This window comes from Bacteroidia bacterium (assembly GCA_041391665.1).
Classification (GTDB): Bacteria; Bacteroidota; Bacteroidia; order J057; family J057; genus JAGQVA01.
The window spans coordinates 1,960,032-1,978,102 of the sequence record JAWKNO010000003.1; the positions used below are offsets into that span (position 1 = coordinate 1,960,032).

The window sequence follows — 18,071 nt, forward strand, 5'->3', positions numbered from 1 at the left end:
CTGGCATCATCCCCCGGCAGGCAACATATTCCGAATAGCTGTGATCTTCCATGTATCTTTATCATATACAACAATAAAAGTACTCCACATCTTTCTTGCCGTGCCATTCGGGTTTTGTATTTCATAACGGGCATCTACGATGGCGCTCTCAGGGTTAATAAACCGTATGGTTTCTATTCGGAGGCTCCTTGTACCCGGGTTGCCTGCCGAACTTCGCATCATACCCTTCATGGATCCGCTTATCCCGTACCTCCATTCACCGGAAGAAACCAATTGATCCACCTCAGGCATTAATATACTTTTGAGCAATACCGTATCACTCTGTTCTCTGGCTTGAGAATATTTACCGATTAAATCAGTGATATTCTGCTTATCTGCCGGGTTCAAATCGTCAGATTTTTGGGCGTATCCTGTCAGGGAGGATATAGACAAAATGAATAAAAACAATGGTATAAAATTCGGACTTTTCATATGGTTTTGAATTTTCGGCGACCATCCGGGTAGTTAAATCCCACGCTGTATTTTCGTAAAAGATACAGATTTTTAGCGTATTCCCGCTGATATCACCTGTTTTTCAAGAGATCTGATTCGGAGTCAGGCGGCCAATAATTTCGCATTGATTCTTATCATTGTGCTATATTTTCAGTACTTTCGACCTGTTGAAATATTACGAACCCTGCTCTATGATCAAAGATCATAAAGCCCTTTCTCTGATTTTATCATCACTATGACCAATCATACATTTACTATCGGAGGCGATATGCCTGTCAACCGTATGGGTTTTGGTGCCATGCGCATCACCGGGCCAGGTATTTGGGGGCCTCCCGCCGACAAAGCTGGTGCACTCAATGTGCTCAAAACCTGTGTGAATCTGGGGGTAAACTTTATCGATACCGCCGACGCATATGGCCCCGAAGTTTCTGAAAATCTTATCGCCGAAGCATTGTACCCTTACCCGGAAGGGCTTGTGATCGCGACCAAAGGCGGGCTTACCCGTCAGGGCCCCAACCGCTGGACGCCAAAAGCCGATCCCGAATATATCGAAAATGCACTCAAAGGCAGCCTCAAACGGCTGAAGCTGGAACGCATAGACCTGTACCAGCTCCACCGGTTTGATCCGAAGGTGCCTATGGCAGAAACCCTCGGCAAACTCCGCGAACTTCAGCAGGCCGGACTGATCCGCCACCTGGGGCTGTCGGAGGTAAATGAAAAAGAGCTCAACGAATCTGTCAAACACATTGACGTCGTCAGTGTCCAGAATCGCTACTCCCTGCGTTACCGCAACTGGGAATCAGCGCTTAAGTGGTGTGAGAAAAATAATGTGGCATTTATTCCCTGGTACCCACTGGATGCGGGAGACCTCGAAAATAAAGTGTTACAAACAACCGCTCAAAAACATAAAACGACGGTTTACCAGATTGCCATTGCCTGGCTGCTGGCGCATTCCCCCGTCATGTTGCCGATTCCGGGTACCTCATCGGTTTCCCATTTGCAGGAAAATATGGCTGCGGCGGAACTCATCCTCGATGAGGAGGATTTGCGTAGCCTGGAGGGGATAGGGTAAATTCGAGCATTTATTCCCATTAAAACTAAATCAATCAGGTTTATGAAAAACACATTTATTCTCCCGGTAATTGTCTTGGGGATTGCCTGCACCCCTGTTAAGAATGAACCCAGTACGCCCTTCCCTCAGGGCAAATGGATAGATCTGACACATGATTTTGATGAAAATACGGTCTTCTGGCCCACGGCCGAATCCTTCAAGCTGGACACGGTATTTGCAGGAATGACCGAAGGCGGATATTATTATTCGGCTTTTCAGTTTTGCCTTGCCGAGCACGGCGGCACCCATCTGGATGCACCCGTTCACTTTGCAGAAGGTCATTGGGCGGTAAATGAAATCCCGCTTGAAAGGGGAATAGGTGAAGCGATTGTAGTGGATGTATCTGAAGGTGCCAGTGGCAATCCCGACTACCTGATTTCCATTGCAGACATTGAGAAGTGGGAAAAAGAAAATGGCCCCATGCCGGAGGACGCCATTGTATTGTTCCGGACGGGTTATGGAAAATTCTGGCCAGACAGGGTTTCTTATATGGGTACAGACGAACGTGGCCCGGAAGCAGTCGCCAAACTTCATTTTCCCGGTATAGACCCCGCGCTCGCTACCTGGCTGGTCAACAATCGTAAAATCAAAGCCGTGGGGCTTGATACGCCCAGTGTGGATTATGGCCAGTCTACCTTATTTGAAAGCCATCAGATTTTATACAAAGAGAATATACTGGGCTTTGAAAATGTGGCTAACCTTGATTTATTACCCGCAAAAGGAACCTGGATCATTGCCCTCCCCATGAAAATAAAAGCAGGAAGTGGCGGGCCTTTGCGAATTGTAGCATTGGTTCCGGAAAAATTGTAGTTTTTTTTTCAAGGACTAAATCCGGAGAAACGTCGTATAACGTACATATACGCGTAACAACTCTGTTTACCTTTGCTTAAATATCCTACAAAATCCGTCATTATGAGAAATAACTCAATGAAAGTACTGATCGCAGTCGCAGCCAACATCCTGTTTCTCTCTGCATGCAATAACACACATAGCAATGCACAGAAAACCGTTTCAAACGAGCCCTCGCAATTCGAGGCTGCAAAGTCAGAAAGTGAGTGGAGTCAGATATTGAGCCCCGATGCCTTTTATATTATGGTAAAAAAGGGAACAGAACCTCCCTTCCGGAATGCTTATTACGACAACCACAAAAAGGGCATCTATGTAAGCGCAGCAACCGGCGAACCGCTTTTCAGTTCTGAAGACAAATTTGACTCCGGCACCGGCTGGCCAAGTTTCACCAAACCCATCAAAGAAGGCGTAGTACTCTGGGTCAAAGACAACAGCCATGGAATGGTCAGAGATGAAGTTGTCGAACAGGCAACCGGCCTCCATCTGGGACATGTCTTCAATGATGGTCCTGCGCCTACCCGTCTTCGCTATTGTATCAACTCTGCTGCGTTGAAGTTTGTCGAAGAAGGAACTGTTCTGGAAACCGCTGCTTCAGCCAATACCGATACAGCCTATTTTGCCAGCGGATGTTTCTGGTGTGTGGAGGCGGTATATGAAAGTGTAAGAGGAGTTAAAGAAGCCATTTCTGGCTATTCCGGCGGCCATACAAAAAACCCTACCTACGAAGACAGCAATACCGGAAAAACCGGCCATGCAGAAGCTGTAGCAGTGATTTACGATCCTTCGGTAGTGAGTTTTGCCTCATTGGTAGATGTATATTTTGGTTCCCAGGATCCCACCCAGGTCAACGGGCAGGGCCCGGACCGCGGCTCTCAATACCGCTCCATTATCTTCTATAAAAATGACGAAGAGAAAAAAATTATAGAGGAAAAGAAAGCCCTGCTGGCTAAGGAACTGAATGCAAAAATCGCGGCGGAAGTTATGCCTTTTGAAAAATTCTGGATCGCGGAGGCTTATCATCAAAACTATGAAAGACTCCACCCCGAAAGCGGTTATATCCAGCAGGTTTCTATTCCCCGGCTCAACCGGTTCAAAAAGAAATTCCCGGAATTATTAAAAGAAGGTGTACATTAACCTTTAAACGTTGTACCCTGCGTTTTGGGCACACATAAACAAAAGCCCATATGGACAGCGAACACCAGTATACGATTATGTTGATCTGTCTTAACGGGCACATCAGCAACGACAGACTCGAACGACTGGAAGATATCCACGAAGAATACTGCCACATTTGTGGCAGTAAAACCATTACTGCATGCCCTCATTGCAATGCCCCGATCCGGGGCATTCGCAAAATACCCGGCGTATTTTCTACGCGCTCACTTACGGTAAAAGCAGCAGAATTTTGTTATCAGTGCGGTAAACCTTATCCCTGGCATAAGACTGTGGCATTTTTGCCTGACAATTCTTTAGATACTCCGGCTTCAACGTTACGCTATATATTTTCCCGTTTTCCAATACTGGTACGTCAACTATCTACCCGTTATGACGGCAGGGAAACGCTGGCCATAAAGGATGAACATGATGTACAGGATTTTGTGCAGGTACTGCTTACGCTGTTTTTTGATCATGTAGAACCCCTGGAAAACCGGGCAATGCACAATTATGCCGGCAATCAATTCGATTTATTTCTCAAGGATCAGCGAATTGTGCTCGTTATTAAAATGACAGGGAGCATGCTTAAAAACGAAAAGCTGATAGGGCATATAAAATCTGACTTTGAAACCTATTCACAGCGCGCAGACTGCGATTCGATGGTATATTTTGTTTACGACCCCGAAAACCTGTTGACCAACCCTCTGGAATTAAAAGATCAGATGGAAGCCATTGCCAATGGCAACCTCCGGCTGACTGTCTATATTTTTTCTCAAAGCTTGTGGTAGTGCCGGCTTGCAGCTATTTCACCTCTATCATCTGGCTTCCGTGAAATAGTTTCCCGTCTTCAGACAACCCATTGATATACACATTATATTTCCCGCTAAGGCTGCTGCTGTAAAAACTGATGGAAAAAGCCCCAGAGGAGGGAATTTCTATATTGGGATTCCAATACAACAAGTCCCTGAAGTCAGGCAATCTGTTGTTCAAATCTGCCCCTGCTTCATATTGTGGTGTAAAATAAACCCGTTGTACCTGAAGTCCCTGGTATTCAGGCCATGCCTCCTTATCTCCCAACACATTGCTGATGGCATTTCCCTCATAGGAAAGATAACTCACTACGCCAGAAAAGCCCAACCGCCCAAGAAACTCCTTTCGCCTTTTCACTTCAATGCTTTTGATCAGAAATGGGTCCAACGCCATGATTTTATTTATATCAAAAACAGGAACTCCGTCCAGTAAGACAAGTGGTTCTTCCTCAAACAATTCGCCCGTATTTAAGTCAAAAATGCGGTACTGAAACTTACCTTCCGCCTTCCTGACCATTACGCCCCGTATGTATTCCCGCATGACCTCTTCCATCACGGGAAAACGGGTGTAATCATCCAAATAATACTTTTCGTCAGGGATACCATAAAAATGCAGGCTATCGGCCTGCGGCTTTGTTTTCGATTCTTTCTGATAGACCCGCCTCGCCTGCATATATACACTTCGGTCTTCCAACTGTGCCTTATGGGCAAGAGAAAGTCCCAGCGGCGTATTCACCCCGGGGTACACGACCGGCGAAAAGGGATCCAATATACGGATCTGATACAGGCTGTCGTCCCGGGGAGTTAGCCTGACGATCAACTCGCCTTTCTGATAGACCCGATGCATTTCAAAATACACTTTGCCCAAAGAATCGCTCTGCGAGCCTTTAAAAACAAAATTTTTCCCAGCCATCGAAAGATAGGCCGTAATCCCGGCAGCAGGTTTTTGGGTTTCCCTGCTGATGATCTCAGCTTCCACCAGGGGAGCTACATATTCGGGAAATAGGGATATTTTTTCCTGCGACCCTTCCTGCACCTTTTTCCATTCAAAACGCCGCCAGCCATGGGTCAGCATCAGGTTGTCTGTTGCCGCATTTACCTGGGAGTCTTTTTCAAAATAATACCAGGGCGACTCGACATAACCTTTCAGATCGGAAGTAAGTAACAGGTAATTCGCGATATTCAGCTTTTCGGGAGACTGCAAATCGTCTGCATGATACACAGCCATCGATATATTCAGTCCCTGTCGATCTGGTACCTGTAAGTCAAGCTGGATTTTGCTCCGCTGAGGATACATTTCCTGATCCGGCCTGATTTTTATTTCCTGACTGGCTTCCGGTCGCTTAAAGTACAGCCGCTCTGCCACAGGATTGCCGCTGTTGTCAAACAGGGTGATATGATTGATCCCATCTTCCAACTGACTTACGGGAAACACAAATTCTGCTTGCTGGCTAATGATTTTTCTATTTTCCCTGAATATCATTTTACCCCGGCTATGCACCAGACATACAATATCCTGCCCTTCATAATCCGGAGTGTTACTATTCGCTCGCACGGACAACCTGCCATTTCCCGTGTCAGACAATTTTAGCGCATAACCTTTCCCGGCAGCTGGGGGAAGAGTTTGTTTCGCTATCAGCTTTCCGTTCAAATCGTAGATCTGCGCGAAGTATGTATTACTGCTTACAGGGGTAAAGTAAAAATGTCCGATGCCAAACTTAAGCGGCTGGAATGTGGCCAGGGTATCATTTACCGCATTTACCACGATACCCCGGAAATCTATTCCTTGCCCATCTTCATTCACCACCCGAAAACCTGTCTTGCTCTCAATCGATGATACAAATTGGCCGCCTTCGGGAAAAAACTGTATATCATAATGTTCCGCCGCCGGCGTGGTCACAGAAGCAGGTTCGAAAGGATTGAAAATGGCAATGGTTTTTTGAAAAAAAAATGCTTCGTCAAAGTTCCGCATCCAGCGGGTATAGGCTCTGACGACATATTTTCCTGAATGAAGATCTGCCGGCAGGAAAAATGAACCATTGCTACCCTCCACTGCTGAGATTCTGGTTTGCAAATACACCTTATCACTCACCAGTTCTACGTAAATCACTTTGCTCAAATCTGATGGACGGTGGTCGGCAGCGTTTACGAGGTAAGCTTTAAAATACAGATCTTCGCCCGTGAGATAAAATGACTTATCGGTATGCAGAAACACCTTTTCCTGATACACGGACGGAATGATCTGCGCCGTCGCAACCTGCATCAACAAAAAAAATAACAGCATCCATATAAAAATAAATTTCTGCATATACGTGTACTTTATTCCCAGTAGTCGGGCTTGACGGTGAATCCACGATTATCCAGGGAGCAATCAATACATTCTATCGGGCCGGTAGTGATTCCGATAATTCCGCCAGACATATTGTACACAATCTTGATGAGAGGGTAGGAAGAAGGATCTGCATAATAATCAGTTATATCCACAAACACTTCATCGAGATCGAGGCAGGTACTCGGAACGTTGCGTGCCCGGTCAAGATGAGGCAACTCGGACTGCGAGATAAATATCCTTTTTACAGAAGAAGCGCCTATGCTGAAGTAACCAAACACCGGAGAATCCGGATGGGTAAGTGACCGGATATTCCCCCCGATATTGGAAGGCTGAGCGTCGAAAATGGAACCCACATTTTCATTGCTCTGTTTGACTACCTCCCAATACGCATATTCAGCCGCAGTAAGGGCATATTGTTTAACCAGAATGCTGTATTTAAACTGATGTTTCCACGAATCAGGTGATAAAGTCTGTATTTTTTTATGGGTTACGACATCTTCGGACAAACCGGAAGTATTGCTAAGCAGGATGGATTTGGAAGACTCTTCATTCCAGCAGACGTAAATATTTTGTGTTTCCTGATTTCTTGGGACTACCTCTTTTTTATTTTCATCATAAATTGCAGTACATGCAAAAAATGAATTGTATTCGGCGGTTTCTATAAACGCCCAGCGGTAGTAGCGGGTTTTGTTACTGCTGTCATGCGTATTAAGAAAAATCGAAACGCCTTCATCGCCATACGCCCAAGTGAGGCTGTCAATCTCCGGGCCGGTTTTAAAGGGGACATAATCAGACTGGTACGTCTCTTTTGCAGCGGTAACTATGTTTAAGCGATACAACAACCCCGGCTCATAATTTTGAACATCTGACTGATAAACCCCTTTGTCTTTTTCTTCAAAAAATACCTGGCCGCCATTTTCTGCCTCCACCCAGACTTCTGCACCGGTTTCAAAGATTCGCTGATTGATGACATCCAGAGATTTGGTTTGAGACAGTACAATCCGGGCCTTCCCATCGCGGGTGTCAACCCCACCTTCCACAACGAGATAGCCTTCCACTTCTCCCTTAATTTCCGGATCAAAAGGCTTCAGGCAGCCCGAAAAACAGAAGAAAATGAATACCGATATGATTCCTTTGCCCACTTTCATTTCAAAATCTAAAGTTATAAGTGATCGTGGGAATAGGTTCCCCAAAAATGGAAAGTTGATATCCCCTGACATACCCGCCCTCTGTGCGGTAAAAAACGGAATACGCATTATCCCTTCCGGTAATATTATAAACCGCCACTGACCAGGAGCTGTGAAGGATTTTTTTGACCTTGTGATTGCCTTCGAAATTGAGCGAAACATCCGCCCGGTAGTAGTCGGGAATCCGGTATTGGTTTCGTCCGGAGAAAAACAATCTTTCGGCTTCGTAGAGGTCGTATTTACCCAATGGCAAGGTAACCGGGCGGCCCGTACTGTAGGTAAAGTTGAAGGAGAAACTAAACCTTCTGCTAAATTTATAATTACTTACCAGCGTGATATCATGCGGTTTGTCAAAACTACTGGGATATTTTCGCCCAAAATTAATGGACTCCCGGCCTGAAACCGCCTCAGTCTGAAGTAAAGACCGGGAATAGGTATAGGCCAGCCAGCCGTTAAATTTACCCGTTACCTTCCGGATCATGAGCTCGACTCCGTAAGCGGTACCTGAAGTCGCGATAATATCCGTTTCTATATTGCGGTTGAGAAACAATTGCGCCCCATCCCGGTAATCCAGAAAATTATCAGTGGTTTTATAATAAACTTCGGCAGAAGTTTCAATGGTATTGGATTTCAGGTTTCGGAATAACCCGAAGGAAAACTGATCGCCAACCTCGGGCAAAATATGATAGTCACTCAGCTTCCAGATATCTGTGGGAGAGATACTTATGGTATTGGACAACATGTGAATATATTGCCGCATCCGCTGATAACTCAGCTTTACCGACGTGCTCCCGTTTAGCAAAAATCGCCCTGAAGCGCGAAATTCGGGGCCGTGGTAAAATTTAATCAACTCATTTTTCCCATAACTTTGAGTGCCAGTAATATTGTCCTGGGTCATGGGCAGATTGGGGGCATATTGGTTGACCAAACCCGGGCCCAGATTGTGGAAAAAAGAATATCTTATGGCCCCATACAGCGATAGCCGGTTGCCCAGCTTAATCTGATCCCCCAGATAAACCGCCGTTTCCAATGCCTGTTCATCTGCAATCGCATTTTCTGCCACCAGAGAAGCCGGTCCCAAAGGAGAAACGCTTACAGGGCTCAGACGGTAAAAATCTCCATTCAGCCCAAAGGAAAAAGTATGATTTTTCAGGTAATAATGGAAGTCTGCTTTTCCGATCGATTGATTGATTTTGTATCGCGATTCAAAGGCATTGACAGGCACTCCGTCGTAGCTGATTCTGTACTTGTATTGCGAAAACCCACCGGTAAATTCACCAAAAAGTTTTTCGCTGAAGATGCGCTTCCACTTCGCCATTGTATTAAAATTACTGTACTGATAGGCGGTATCATTGCGGAAGCTGAATTGGTCTTCGCTGAAATAAGAAGAAACAGAGAAGCTGTTTTTTTTATCTTTTTCGTAGGTAAACCGGGTATGGATGTCGTAAAATGAGGCACGGCTGCTATTGATCTCTTCATTGGGGATTCGCGACAAAAGCCAGTCTGAGTATGTTGAGCGGCCACTGACCAGAAAAGACAATTTTTCTTTTACGATGGGCCCTTCCAGCAGTAACCTGCCCGACACCAGGCCAATGCCCCCCGAACCGGTCATTTGCTTTTTGTTTCCGTCTTTGGAGTTGACCTCCAGCACAGAAGATATTCTGCCGCCATATTTCGCAGGAACACCGCTTTTATACAATTCGACTTCTTTGATCACTTCAGGGTTAAAAACCGAAAACACCCCAAATAAGTGCGCAGAGTTATATATAGGTGCCTGATTGAACAAGATCAGGTTTTGGCCGGTAGAGCCTCCTCTAACGTTTAAACCGGTGGCATTTTCTCCCGAAGACTGAACACCCGGCAAAGTCAGGATCGCCTTTAACACATCGACTTCTCCCAGCAGAGATGGCAGTTGTTTGATGGATTTGATGTCCATTTTTTCCTGACCCATTTGCGTTTTGGTGACATTGCCGCCTCTTTCGGCTTCAATGACCACTTCTTTTAGCGTGGTAACCTCTTCCTTCAATTCAATATCCAGTTCTCCATCTCCGTAGATGAGCAATTCCCGAACTGCTGGCAACATCCCCATACTGGACACGGTCAACTGTACCCGCCCTGTCGGAATTGTGATTTCATAGTTGCCCAGCGCATCACTCATCGCCCCTGTTCTGGAAGCTTCATGGAGAATTGTTGCCCCGATAATAGACTCGCCGGTAAAAACATTTTTGATTTTCCCAGATAGGGTTGCCTTGCCTCCCGCAGTTACCTGTGAAGATTTTCCGATGGTCAGTACCTGCTTTTGTTGCTGGTTGCTGAGATCATCAAGGGACTGGATAAATTCCAGAATGGACAGGTCTGTTTCTTCCTCGTTGTTTGGAACCGGCTCAGCCCCCAGGTACGAGGAAGAGATAGACGTATGAATAGCCGCATTGGGCGTAATAAACACATCGCCGTGATACAGGGCATATTTCAATGGAGTAGATTGAAAAACATAGGTAAGCACTTCCGTCAATGGCGTCTCCTTAAAATCACCGGAAACCCGAAAACTATCAGGGACAGATTCATCATAATAAAAATGGAAGTGTGTTTGTTGTTCGATCGCGTTGACAAATTCGCTAAAAAGCACACCTTCAAACCTGCCGGAGACAAGCGGATTTTCCTGAGCCTGTAATGTTCCGGTAAGCAGGATGGCTACGAAAAAAAGCCAGGCGCGAAAACAGTTATTCATTCTCTGCCTGGTCATAGTATTGAATAAGTTGGATCATCCCAGCCTCTTTGTTGTCGTTGAACCGCGATTCCTCAGCCCTTGCATGTTTCATCAGGCGCTTTTTTTCTTCCGGGAATAATTTGAGCAGGGATTTCTTATTATTTACCGGATAAGCGATTTCGTTTTTTATAAGAAAATAGCGATGTTTTTCTTCAAAGAAGGTGATCGCTTTGGTGATGTCAAATTCCTGTTGCGCTTCTTTGGTTATTTTTTTCAGAAGTACTGTTTTACCCTGATACACAGGTTGGTAAAAACCCTCCTTCAGATTTGCCCAGGTATCAGGCAGGTAGTGGACAAATAGCTGGTTTTGGATAATAAAGCGGTCAATTTTTGCTTTATGCAATTGCACCAATTCGGGGTAGCCGTCAGAGGATATATAATCGATGATCACTTCGTCATGGAAGATATCATAACGCATCCGCACAGGGCTAAATGAAACCCCTTCATAGACAACCGTACATCCGTCCACATTATCCTGAAGGTAATATGGATGTCCTCTGAGATTACCGGCCATAGGCGCATACTGACTCCCGCTGAGAAGGAGAGCCTGACTGTGCATGGACTCCTCATAAAGATCCACCGCTTGCTGAAAAGCCGGGGAAGAAATATGTATATCCGAATCCTGACATACAGCATAATTTGCCAGGCCAAAAGCCAGCAGGAGGGAAAGGATATTTACAGGCCTGTATAGCATACCGGTGCAAGGTAAACGCCATTCCTGATACATCAAATTAAACCTATAAAATCTGGATACTGCTGCACGATTTCATGCGGCGAAAATATTATAGCAGAGTGTTAGGTGTTCTGCCGTCGTGATATGATCCTGAACACAAATGGCTTGTTAAGGCAGGATGACAAGTTCCATGGCTCCTGGCAAATAGATCAAATCAAATGGCGCACTATAAACCAGGTACATCATGTTCCATTCAGGTTCAAACTTTTCTTTAAATGAACGGAGGTTTTTATAATGACCGAACTGGTGAATTCGCTCATACGCCAACTTGATTACCCGCTCCTGTAAGTTTTTGGGCTCATCAATACCTGACATGGGAACCATGCCCATATTACAACTTTTAAATCCAATATCCCTGAGATGCTCAAACATCCTTACAAAAAGAAAATCCATGGTTCCATTAGGTGCGTCTTCTGTTTTCCGCATGAGGTCAAAATTTGCTTCACCCAATGTATAATCAGGAATAAGATTGATAAAACCCGCTATCTTTCCTTCGGGGTTTTGCAGACTGAGGATCTGCTGTTGTTTGAGTTCATTTTCATCAAATAACCCCTGAGAGAATACAATTTCCGTGCGTTTCATATCCTTCAGCCAGCCATCACTTACGGCTCTGAGTTGTTGAAGAAATGCGCCACTTTGCGGGGGTTCATTGACGTGAAAGGTATAACCTTGTTTACTCAGTTTGTTGATTGCGTTTCTAATTGCGGATTTATCTTTCCCCTGTATAGTGAAAGTTTCCAGGTTTACTACTGCCTCATCGCCGATGGGCATGAGTTTTTTTCCCAATTTTTCATACACAGATTTACTGCTTTCGGGAATGCGGTAGTACGCAGTGCGAAGTCCGTTCTGACGACACCAGATATCAAATCCTAAAACAAGCGCGGATAAGGCTGCATCATCTGCACATACCGGGTTTTCGAGCACGATGGCGTAATTTCGTGAAGTTTTGAACGAGATAAACCCGTCTACTTCCGGGCTAAACCAGTATTTTTTATCCTGATAAGTTTTGAAATAATCCAGGCTGCTTTTTCCGTATTTTTCCACCAGTGTGAGTGCGCGTTGCCTTTCTTCTTCGACTGTGTTCCTGGGATGCCTGACTAGCGGGCGCAATAAAAGGAAAATCACAAATATCATTGTTGTTCCTCCCAGAATATGCATTCCATAGAGAAACTCTTTACCAAACACTGTACGGGGATACAAATCAATATTCAGCAGGAAAAAGGTTGTTACCGCCTCTTTAAAGCTTTCCCATAAAGTAAACTCGACATTAAAGTGCCTGGGGTTCAGAAAATAAAAACCAATGGTTCCAAACAGTATGACCGTGACCGCAGCGATTAGCCCGGGGATGAGGCTGCGTTTTGCCAGCTTAAGGTCTGGCTTAATAAAATAGTGTTTATGCTGATAGATAAGAGAGGCAAAGGTAATCAGCGCCAACGTCGCTTCTTCCCAGTCTATGCCCTTGGTCAGGTGTGCGATAAGAGACGATCCGCTCAAAACCAGCGCAAGTATCCATGCATTGCGCAAACCGCGAAGCAAGTAAATCGAAATTGCCAGCATCATGAGGCCCGCCAGCAACACCAGCCATGTAGAAGCGTGGATCGCATCGAGGGGAATCACTTCTGACAAGAGTTTCAATCTTTCAGGCACGGCAGGAGAGAGCGAAGAAAAAATATTTACCAACCCCAGAAAAAATATCAGTACAGCGGGCAAAATCCGCACAAGCAGATTATCTCTTTGCGCTACCAATGCAAATACGCCCAGTACTAATACTGACCAAAATTCAAAAAATCGAAACAGGAAAGCTACAGACAATGCCATGACCGTTGAAAGGCCAAAAAGTGTCAGTGCATAAGTTAGCGCCACCTCAATAGCACCAATACCCCTTAAAAAGGGGGAACTCATCAACAATAGCAGAACGATTGCATAGCCAATGATCGCCATTTCCCCTGTAGGCGTACCACCCAGTGCGATTATCGCAACATAGAGGTGGGCAATGCCGATAAGTTCTATAACCAGAGAAAGCGCAACAACCTGCCAGAATTTTTGAAAATCCATTGTGCCCGAAGTCAGCTCATCAATTCTTTCAACAACCCCGGGCACTTTTCTGGCGAGAAACTGATAGAGCCTTCCTTTTTGAACCAGATTTATTACGATCAAAAAAACCCCGGCCAGCATAAGTACGGTTAGCAGCATTCCCCAAATTAAATTCCCGGAAACACTACTCTTTATCAATAGCCAGCCTAAGGCCGGGATACCAATAATCACACTCGAAAGAATCGAACAAATGGAAAATATCGAAGACGCAAAGTAAGTCTGCGTTTTGCTTACCCCTTCTTTCTTTTCTACTTCCTCATTAAAAAAAAGCATATTGGTAAGCATTCCGGCAGGAAGGAATACACTCACCAGATTGCGTTTAAGGTAAAGAGAGATGCCCGTGGAAAGTTTTATATTTTGACGAATGGCGGCAAAGCTCACTTTATACATCATTCCCTGAACTACCACAAAAGCGGCCAGCAACAATAACCCGGTTACAACCCAAACAGGATCTGCCGCCTGTATGGAGGTAGAGACCTTATGCAGTTCAGATTGTTCGTGTCTGATAAAATATATTCCCAGCACGACACACAACAAGCCAAAAGCCACTTGTAATATCGTTTTTGAATAATTCCTGATGGAAGAAAGTAAGTTTTGCATCAACCTGGATTTAGTAGTTATCTATGTTGAAAAGCCTTATTCTTTTGTCATAAAAACTATAATACTGAGTTTATCAAAGGAGAGTCTGTGAGTCGTCGGAAGAACCAGAGGGTCTTCCATTGCGCAGGTTTTTTATGCTTATGACAAACAAGAATACATAATAGTTTAATAAGTACAGCCGTTGCCAAAGGCCCTTAAAGTACAGAATTATATTATCAGGCTGAAAGTATTTTGCGATAAGGAATAAAGCAGCCAGGAGTACCCCCATAAAGATCATTATCCAGATATACCTGTGGAAATTCAGATGATCTTTCTTCAAATAAATACGCATAATAACGAAAGGGAACAAAATCAATCCGGCATCTCCGATTCCACTAAAAATATTATGGAGTTGTGAAGATATTGTGACAGGGGTACCAGGTGGGTTAATAGGAAAATACCCTGATCCGATACCTTCCCCCAAACCATAAATAAAGATCATTCCCGCTGCTGCCACCGCCCATTTGTTGGGGCGAAAACCCAGGTAAAGGGCAATAGCAAAAAGCGTAAATAGTCCGAAGAAAATAAACCCCCATATTCGGACCTCCGCTTCCACCGGGCTTCCTTCCTGCCCCAGATAACTGATCGACTGCTGCAGCCAGTCATATCCCGGAAATCTGACACCAAACCAGAAATCCAACACAAACTCCATCCCAAAGACAATCCAAAATGCGATTGATCCCATAAGTATCAGGGAGGAAACCGGAGCGATTTTTTTATTCATTTAAGCGTTGTTAAGCATTTGAAGAAACAGGGGTTTGGTTTTTGGCATTATTTTCCGGGGTGTCTGAAATTTTAGTAAGCAAAGTCTGACGTGCTTTTACTATCTCCATAGCCCCAATAAGTACTGCCAATCGAAATTCAGGAAAAGACTATATCAGGTATGCTGAAAGCAGACTTTTTCAGGAGTGGTCAGGAATAGATAGAGCGGGCAACGGTAGCAACGAGCAGGTAGCTCCGTTCCCCTCAATCCTCCTCCCGGACAATAAATACAGGAACTTTCACATTATGCCGTACAGAGTCTACGGTTGTACCGAAAATAAGATCTTTAAACAGCTTGTGTCCATGAGCACCGAGTACCAGCAGATCTGCGCCAAAGTCATTTACGGCATGTGGGATGCTGGTTTTGGGATTGCCAAAGCCCAGGTGTATCTGTGTTTTAAAGCCCTGTGAAATCATCTCACTCGCGTACCGCTCCAGCCGCTCCGCATCTTTTCCGGTTTCCATATCGCGTATTTCGTCCCCAAGAAGAATCGCACCGGCAGATTCCACCACGTGAATGAGTAAATATTCAGAATCTTTGGTTCCAAGAGAAACGGCATAACGCAGGGTTTCTCCATCAATATCACTAAAGTCAATGGCAACCGCAATTTTCAAAAATTGCTTCTTATCGAAAATCGACAGATTTCCCGGTTGTGAGTGTAACAACAATTTGGGTTCCTGAAGGATGGATTTCACGAACGGCACCAACATGACATACAACAACAAAACCCCTGTACTGATAGCAAGGGGCACTACAGTAATCCACAGAATAAATGGCGATTCAGCCTCGGATATCCACGTGGTTATTTCGTCCAAAACCAGTTTGACATTGAGCGATACGATGATCAGTGCGACAAGCCACGACAGTATTTTCACTACCGGCCCGATTGCCAGTTTGCCCATACGACGGCGGTCACTGACAAAATGAATCAGCGGGATAATCGCAAATCCGAGCTGTAAACTAAGTACTACCTGACTGAGTATCAGCATTTCCCCGGTGACCGCTTCACCAAAAATCACAATGGCCAGTACTGCCGGTCCGATAGCGAGCGTTCGGGTGATCAGCCGGCGAAGCCAGGGCTGAATACGCAGGTTGAGGTACCCTTCCATGACTACCTGTCCGGCAAGTGTGCCCGTAAGCGTCGAACTTTGTCCTGCCGCGATCAAAGCAATCGCAAAAAAAATGGGGGCAGCTTTTGTCCCCAGAATCGGTTGCAGAAACCGGTGTGCATCCTGAATCTCTGACACATCATACATCCCGGCTTTGTAAAAGGTAGCTGCCGCCAGAACCAAAATCGCAGCATTGACAAAAAAGGCCAGATTAAGCGCAATGGCAGAGTCAATAAAATTGAACCGGAGTGCGGCTTTTGTTTCTGCCAGTCCATTGGAAAATTTGCGGGACTGCACCAGTGAAGAGTGAAGATACAGGTTGTGTGGCATGACGGTCGCACCGATAATACCAATCGCAATGTATAATGCCGACTTATCGGGAAGAGAGGGAATAAAACCGGTTACCAGCTCGCTCATGTCTGGTTTTGCAAAAAACATTTCTAATAAGAATGCAATACCAATAATGCTGATGAGGGCCAGAATAAAAGCTTCCATGACCTTCATTCCCCGGTGAATAAAAAACAACAATACAAATGTATCGAGAAAAGTAAGCAGTACGCCCCAGAGCAAAGGCAAACCAAAAAGTAGCTGAAGCCCGATAGCCATACCCAATACTTCCGCCAGGTCGGTAGCGGCAATGGCTATTTCGGCCAGCAGGTAGAGGATAAAGTTGACAAATGGGCTGTAGGTTTCCTTTGATGCCTGGGCAAGGTCGCGCCTGCTGACGATACCCAGTCGGGTGCTGAGACTTTGCAAAAGCAAAGCCATGAGGTTGGACATCAGCAATACCCAGATAAGCGCATACCCAAAACGACTACCTCCGGCTATATCAGTAGCCCAGTTGCCGGGATCCATATAGCCCACACTGATCAGGTAAGCGGGCCCCATAAAAGCTAACAGTTTCCGAAAGAAACCTTTCTTTTGTGTATCGACACTGGAATGGACTTCTTCTAGCGATTTAGGTATAGGCGCAGGCATTTGCTTTTATAAAAATGGGCAGAATACTTTACCGTTGAAGTTAATACTTTTTCCCTTTGGGTATAAGAATATTCTGCCCGTTCTATATCGTTTCCTAGTTTATCGCCCGGAACCAGCTGACTACTGGTATCGGAGCAGGGATAACTTCATTATCTATTGCAATCATACCTACTCCTATCTGGAATGCGCGCTTGGGGTTATCCGAAAACCTTAATCCCGGCATTATCAGAGCAAATCTGTTGCCTTTTTCCATGTAAATAAAGGAATCCCCAACCAAAGACACATTTTTTCCAATTTTAGACATAAATGCCACGGACATCAGAGGCGCTGATCCACTTGAATTATGTTCTCCATAACCCACTTCTGTAAGGCCTGCATATCCGGCTGAAAACGTAAAGTTTGAGGTTCTGTCCCCGATCGTCAGCGAGCCATACCCCAGAGCACCTACGCCGGGAGCAAAACTATAAAATATACCTCCGGCCAGAATCCCGAGACCAAGATTGATATCCTTGCCCAAAGGGATAGAGTACTTAATGGCTCCCACTAAAGGGGCAGCCATCCAGGTGGTCATAATTCCTACGGACACATTTTTCCCCACTACAAAGTGAACTTCCGGGCCATACAGACTAAACATCGCGTAATCCTCTCCCTTTTCTATAGGCAGGCCATTGGTTGTAAGGAAATATCGGGTAGAAAACCGGTTCCTGCCAGTGTAATTGACAAGCATTTTTTCATTCACATCCATATATTTTATAGACTTAATCTCATGTTTGGGAATAACTACTTTACCAAGTTCTTTGGTTTCAATAAGCAGCTCCCTTTCATCTGAGGAGAGAATATATCCGATAAATTCAGTGCCATCGTGTTTAATCACAATGCCTCCTTTTTTGTCCTCCGAAGGGGTAATGGGGTCATTAATCTGAGCACTTACAACGGAAAAAGTGATTACCATTAGCAGTGCCATAAAACCGGGGAGTAATCCTAAATTTTTCATTTTCCTGGTTTTAGAATGAAACATATTCAAAGCTATCCATTCACATACCCATGAACAAA

General features: G+C 45.0%; 13 protein-coding genes. 4 read left to right on the forward strand and 9 right to left on the reverse strand.

Annotated features, from left to right (window positions below; genetic code table 11):
- Positions 1 to 6: 6 nt before the first annotated feature.
- Positions 7 to 471 carry a DUF4440 domain-containing protein gene (locus tag R3D00_30735; GenBank protein ID MEZ4777591.1) on the reverse strand — a complete coding sequence of 155 codons (465 nt, stop codon included), beginning with the start codon at positions 469 to 471 and terminating at the stop codon, positions 7 to 9.
- A 256-nt stretch (positions 472 to 727) separates the two neighbouring features.
- Here R3D00_30735 and R3D00_30740 point away from each other — a divergent pair, with 256 nt between their 5' ends.
- The 4 genes from R3D00_30740 (at position 728) to R3D00_30755 (ending at position 4,395) form a co-directional block, all read left to right on the forward strand.
- The gene (locus R3D00_30740) at positions 728 to 1,564 is read left to right on the forward strand and encodes an aldo/keto reductase (protein MEZ4777592.1); all 837 of its coding nucleotides are present in this window, start codon (positions 728 to 730) and stop codon (positions 1,562 to 1,564) included.
- A gap of 42 nt (positions 1,565 to 1,606) precedes the next feature.
- Complete coding sequence (locus R3D00_30745) at positions 1,607 to 2,413, forward strand: cyclase family protein (GenBank protein MEZ4777593.1); 807 nt, start codon at positions 1,607 to 1,609, stop codon at positions 2,411 to 2,413.
- Positions 2,414 to 2,530: 117 nt separating this feature from the next.
- Positions 2,531 to 3,586: a bifunctional methionine sulfoxide reductase B/A protein gene (locus R3D00_30750; protein ID MEZ4777594.1), complete on the forward strand. Its 1,056-nt coding sequence runs from the start codon at positions 2,531 to 2,533 to the stop codon at positions 3,584 to 3,586.
- A 50-nt stretch (positions 3,587 to 3,636) separates the two neighbouring features.
- Complete coding sequence (locus R3D00_30755; GenBank protein MEZ4777595.1) at positions 3,637 to 4,395, forward strand: DUF2321 domain-containing protein; 759 nt, start codon at positions 3,637 to 3,639, stop codon at positions 4,393 to 4,395.
- Positions 4,396 to 4,408: 13 nt separating this feature from the next.
- Here the strand turns inward: R3D00_30755 and R3D00_30760 are convergent, their stop codons facing one another.
- The 8 genes from R3D00_30760 to R3D00_30795 form a co-directional block, all read right to left on the reverse strand.
- Positions 4,409 to 6,724, reverse strand: coding sequence for a hypothetical protein (locus R3D00_30760; protein ID MEZ4777596.1), 2,316 nt, complete (start codon positions 6,722 to 6,724; stop codon positions 4,409 to 4,411).
- A gap of 11 nt (positions 6,725 to 6,735) precedes the next feature.
- Positions 6,736 to 7,896 (reverse strand): DUF4249 domain-containing protein, encoded by a 1,161-nt coding sequence (locus R3D00_30765; GenBank protein ID MEZ4777597.1) that lies wholly within the window; start codon positions 7,894 to 7,896, stop codon positions 6,736 to 6,738.
- 1 nt (position 7,897) lies between these two features.
- Positions 7,898 to 10,663: a TonB-dependent receptor gene (locus R3D00_30770; GenBank protein ID MEZ4777598.1), complete on the reverse strand. Its 2,766-nt coding sequence runs from the start codon at positions 10,661 to 10,663 to the stop codon at positions 7,898 to 7,900.
- Positions 10,656 to 11,396 carry a hypothetical protein gene (locus R3D00_30775; protein MEZ4777599.1) on the reverse strand — a complete coding sequence of 247 codons (741 nt, stop codon included), beginning with the start codon at positions 11,394 to 11,396 and terminating at the stop codon, positions 10,656 to 10,658. Before R3D00_30775 ends, R3D00_30770 begins: the two co-directional genes overlap by 8 nt.
- Positions 11,397 to 11,543: 147 nt before the next feature.
- Complete coding sequence (locus R3D00_30780) at positions 11,544 to 14,129, reverse strand: phosphatidylglycerol lysyltransferase domain-containing protein (GenBank protein ID MEZ4777600.1); 2,586 nt, start codon at positions 14,127 to 14,129, stop codon at positions 11,544 to 11,546.
- A gap of 73 nt (positions 14,130 to 14,202) precedes the next feature.
- The gene (locus tag R3D00_30785) at positions 14,203 to 14,892 is read right to left on the reverse strand and encodes a DUF998 domain-containing protein (protein MEZ4777601.1); all 690 of its coding nucleotides are present in this window, start codon (positions 14,890 to 14,892) and stop codon (positions 14,203 to 14,205) included.
- A gap of 242 nt (positions 14,893 to 15,134) precedes the next feature.
- A complete protein-coding gene (locus R3D00_30790; protein ID MEZ4777602.1) occupies positions 15,135 to 17,006 on the reverse strand; it encodes an Nramp family divalent metal transporter in 1,872 nt (623 codons plus the stop codon).
- 106 nt (positions 17,007 to 17,112) lie between these two features.
- Positions 17,113 to 18,012 (reverse strand): hypothetical protein, encoded by a 900-nt coding sequence (locus R3D00_30795; protein MEZ4777603.1) that lies wholly within the window; start codon positions 18,010 to 18,012, stop codon positions 17,113 to 17,115.
- Positions 18,013 to 18,071 lie beyond the last annotated feature (59 nt).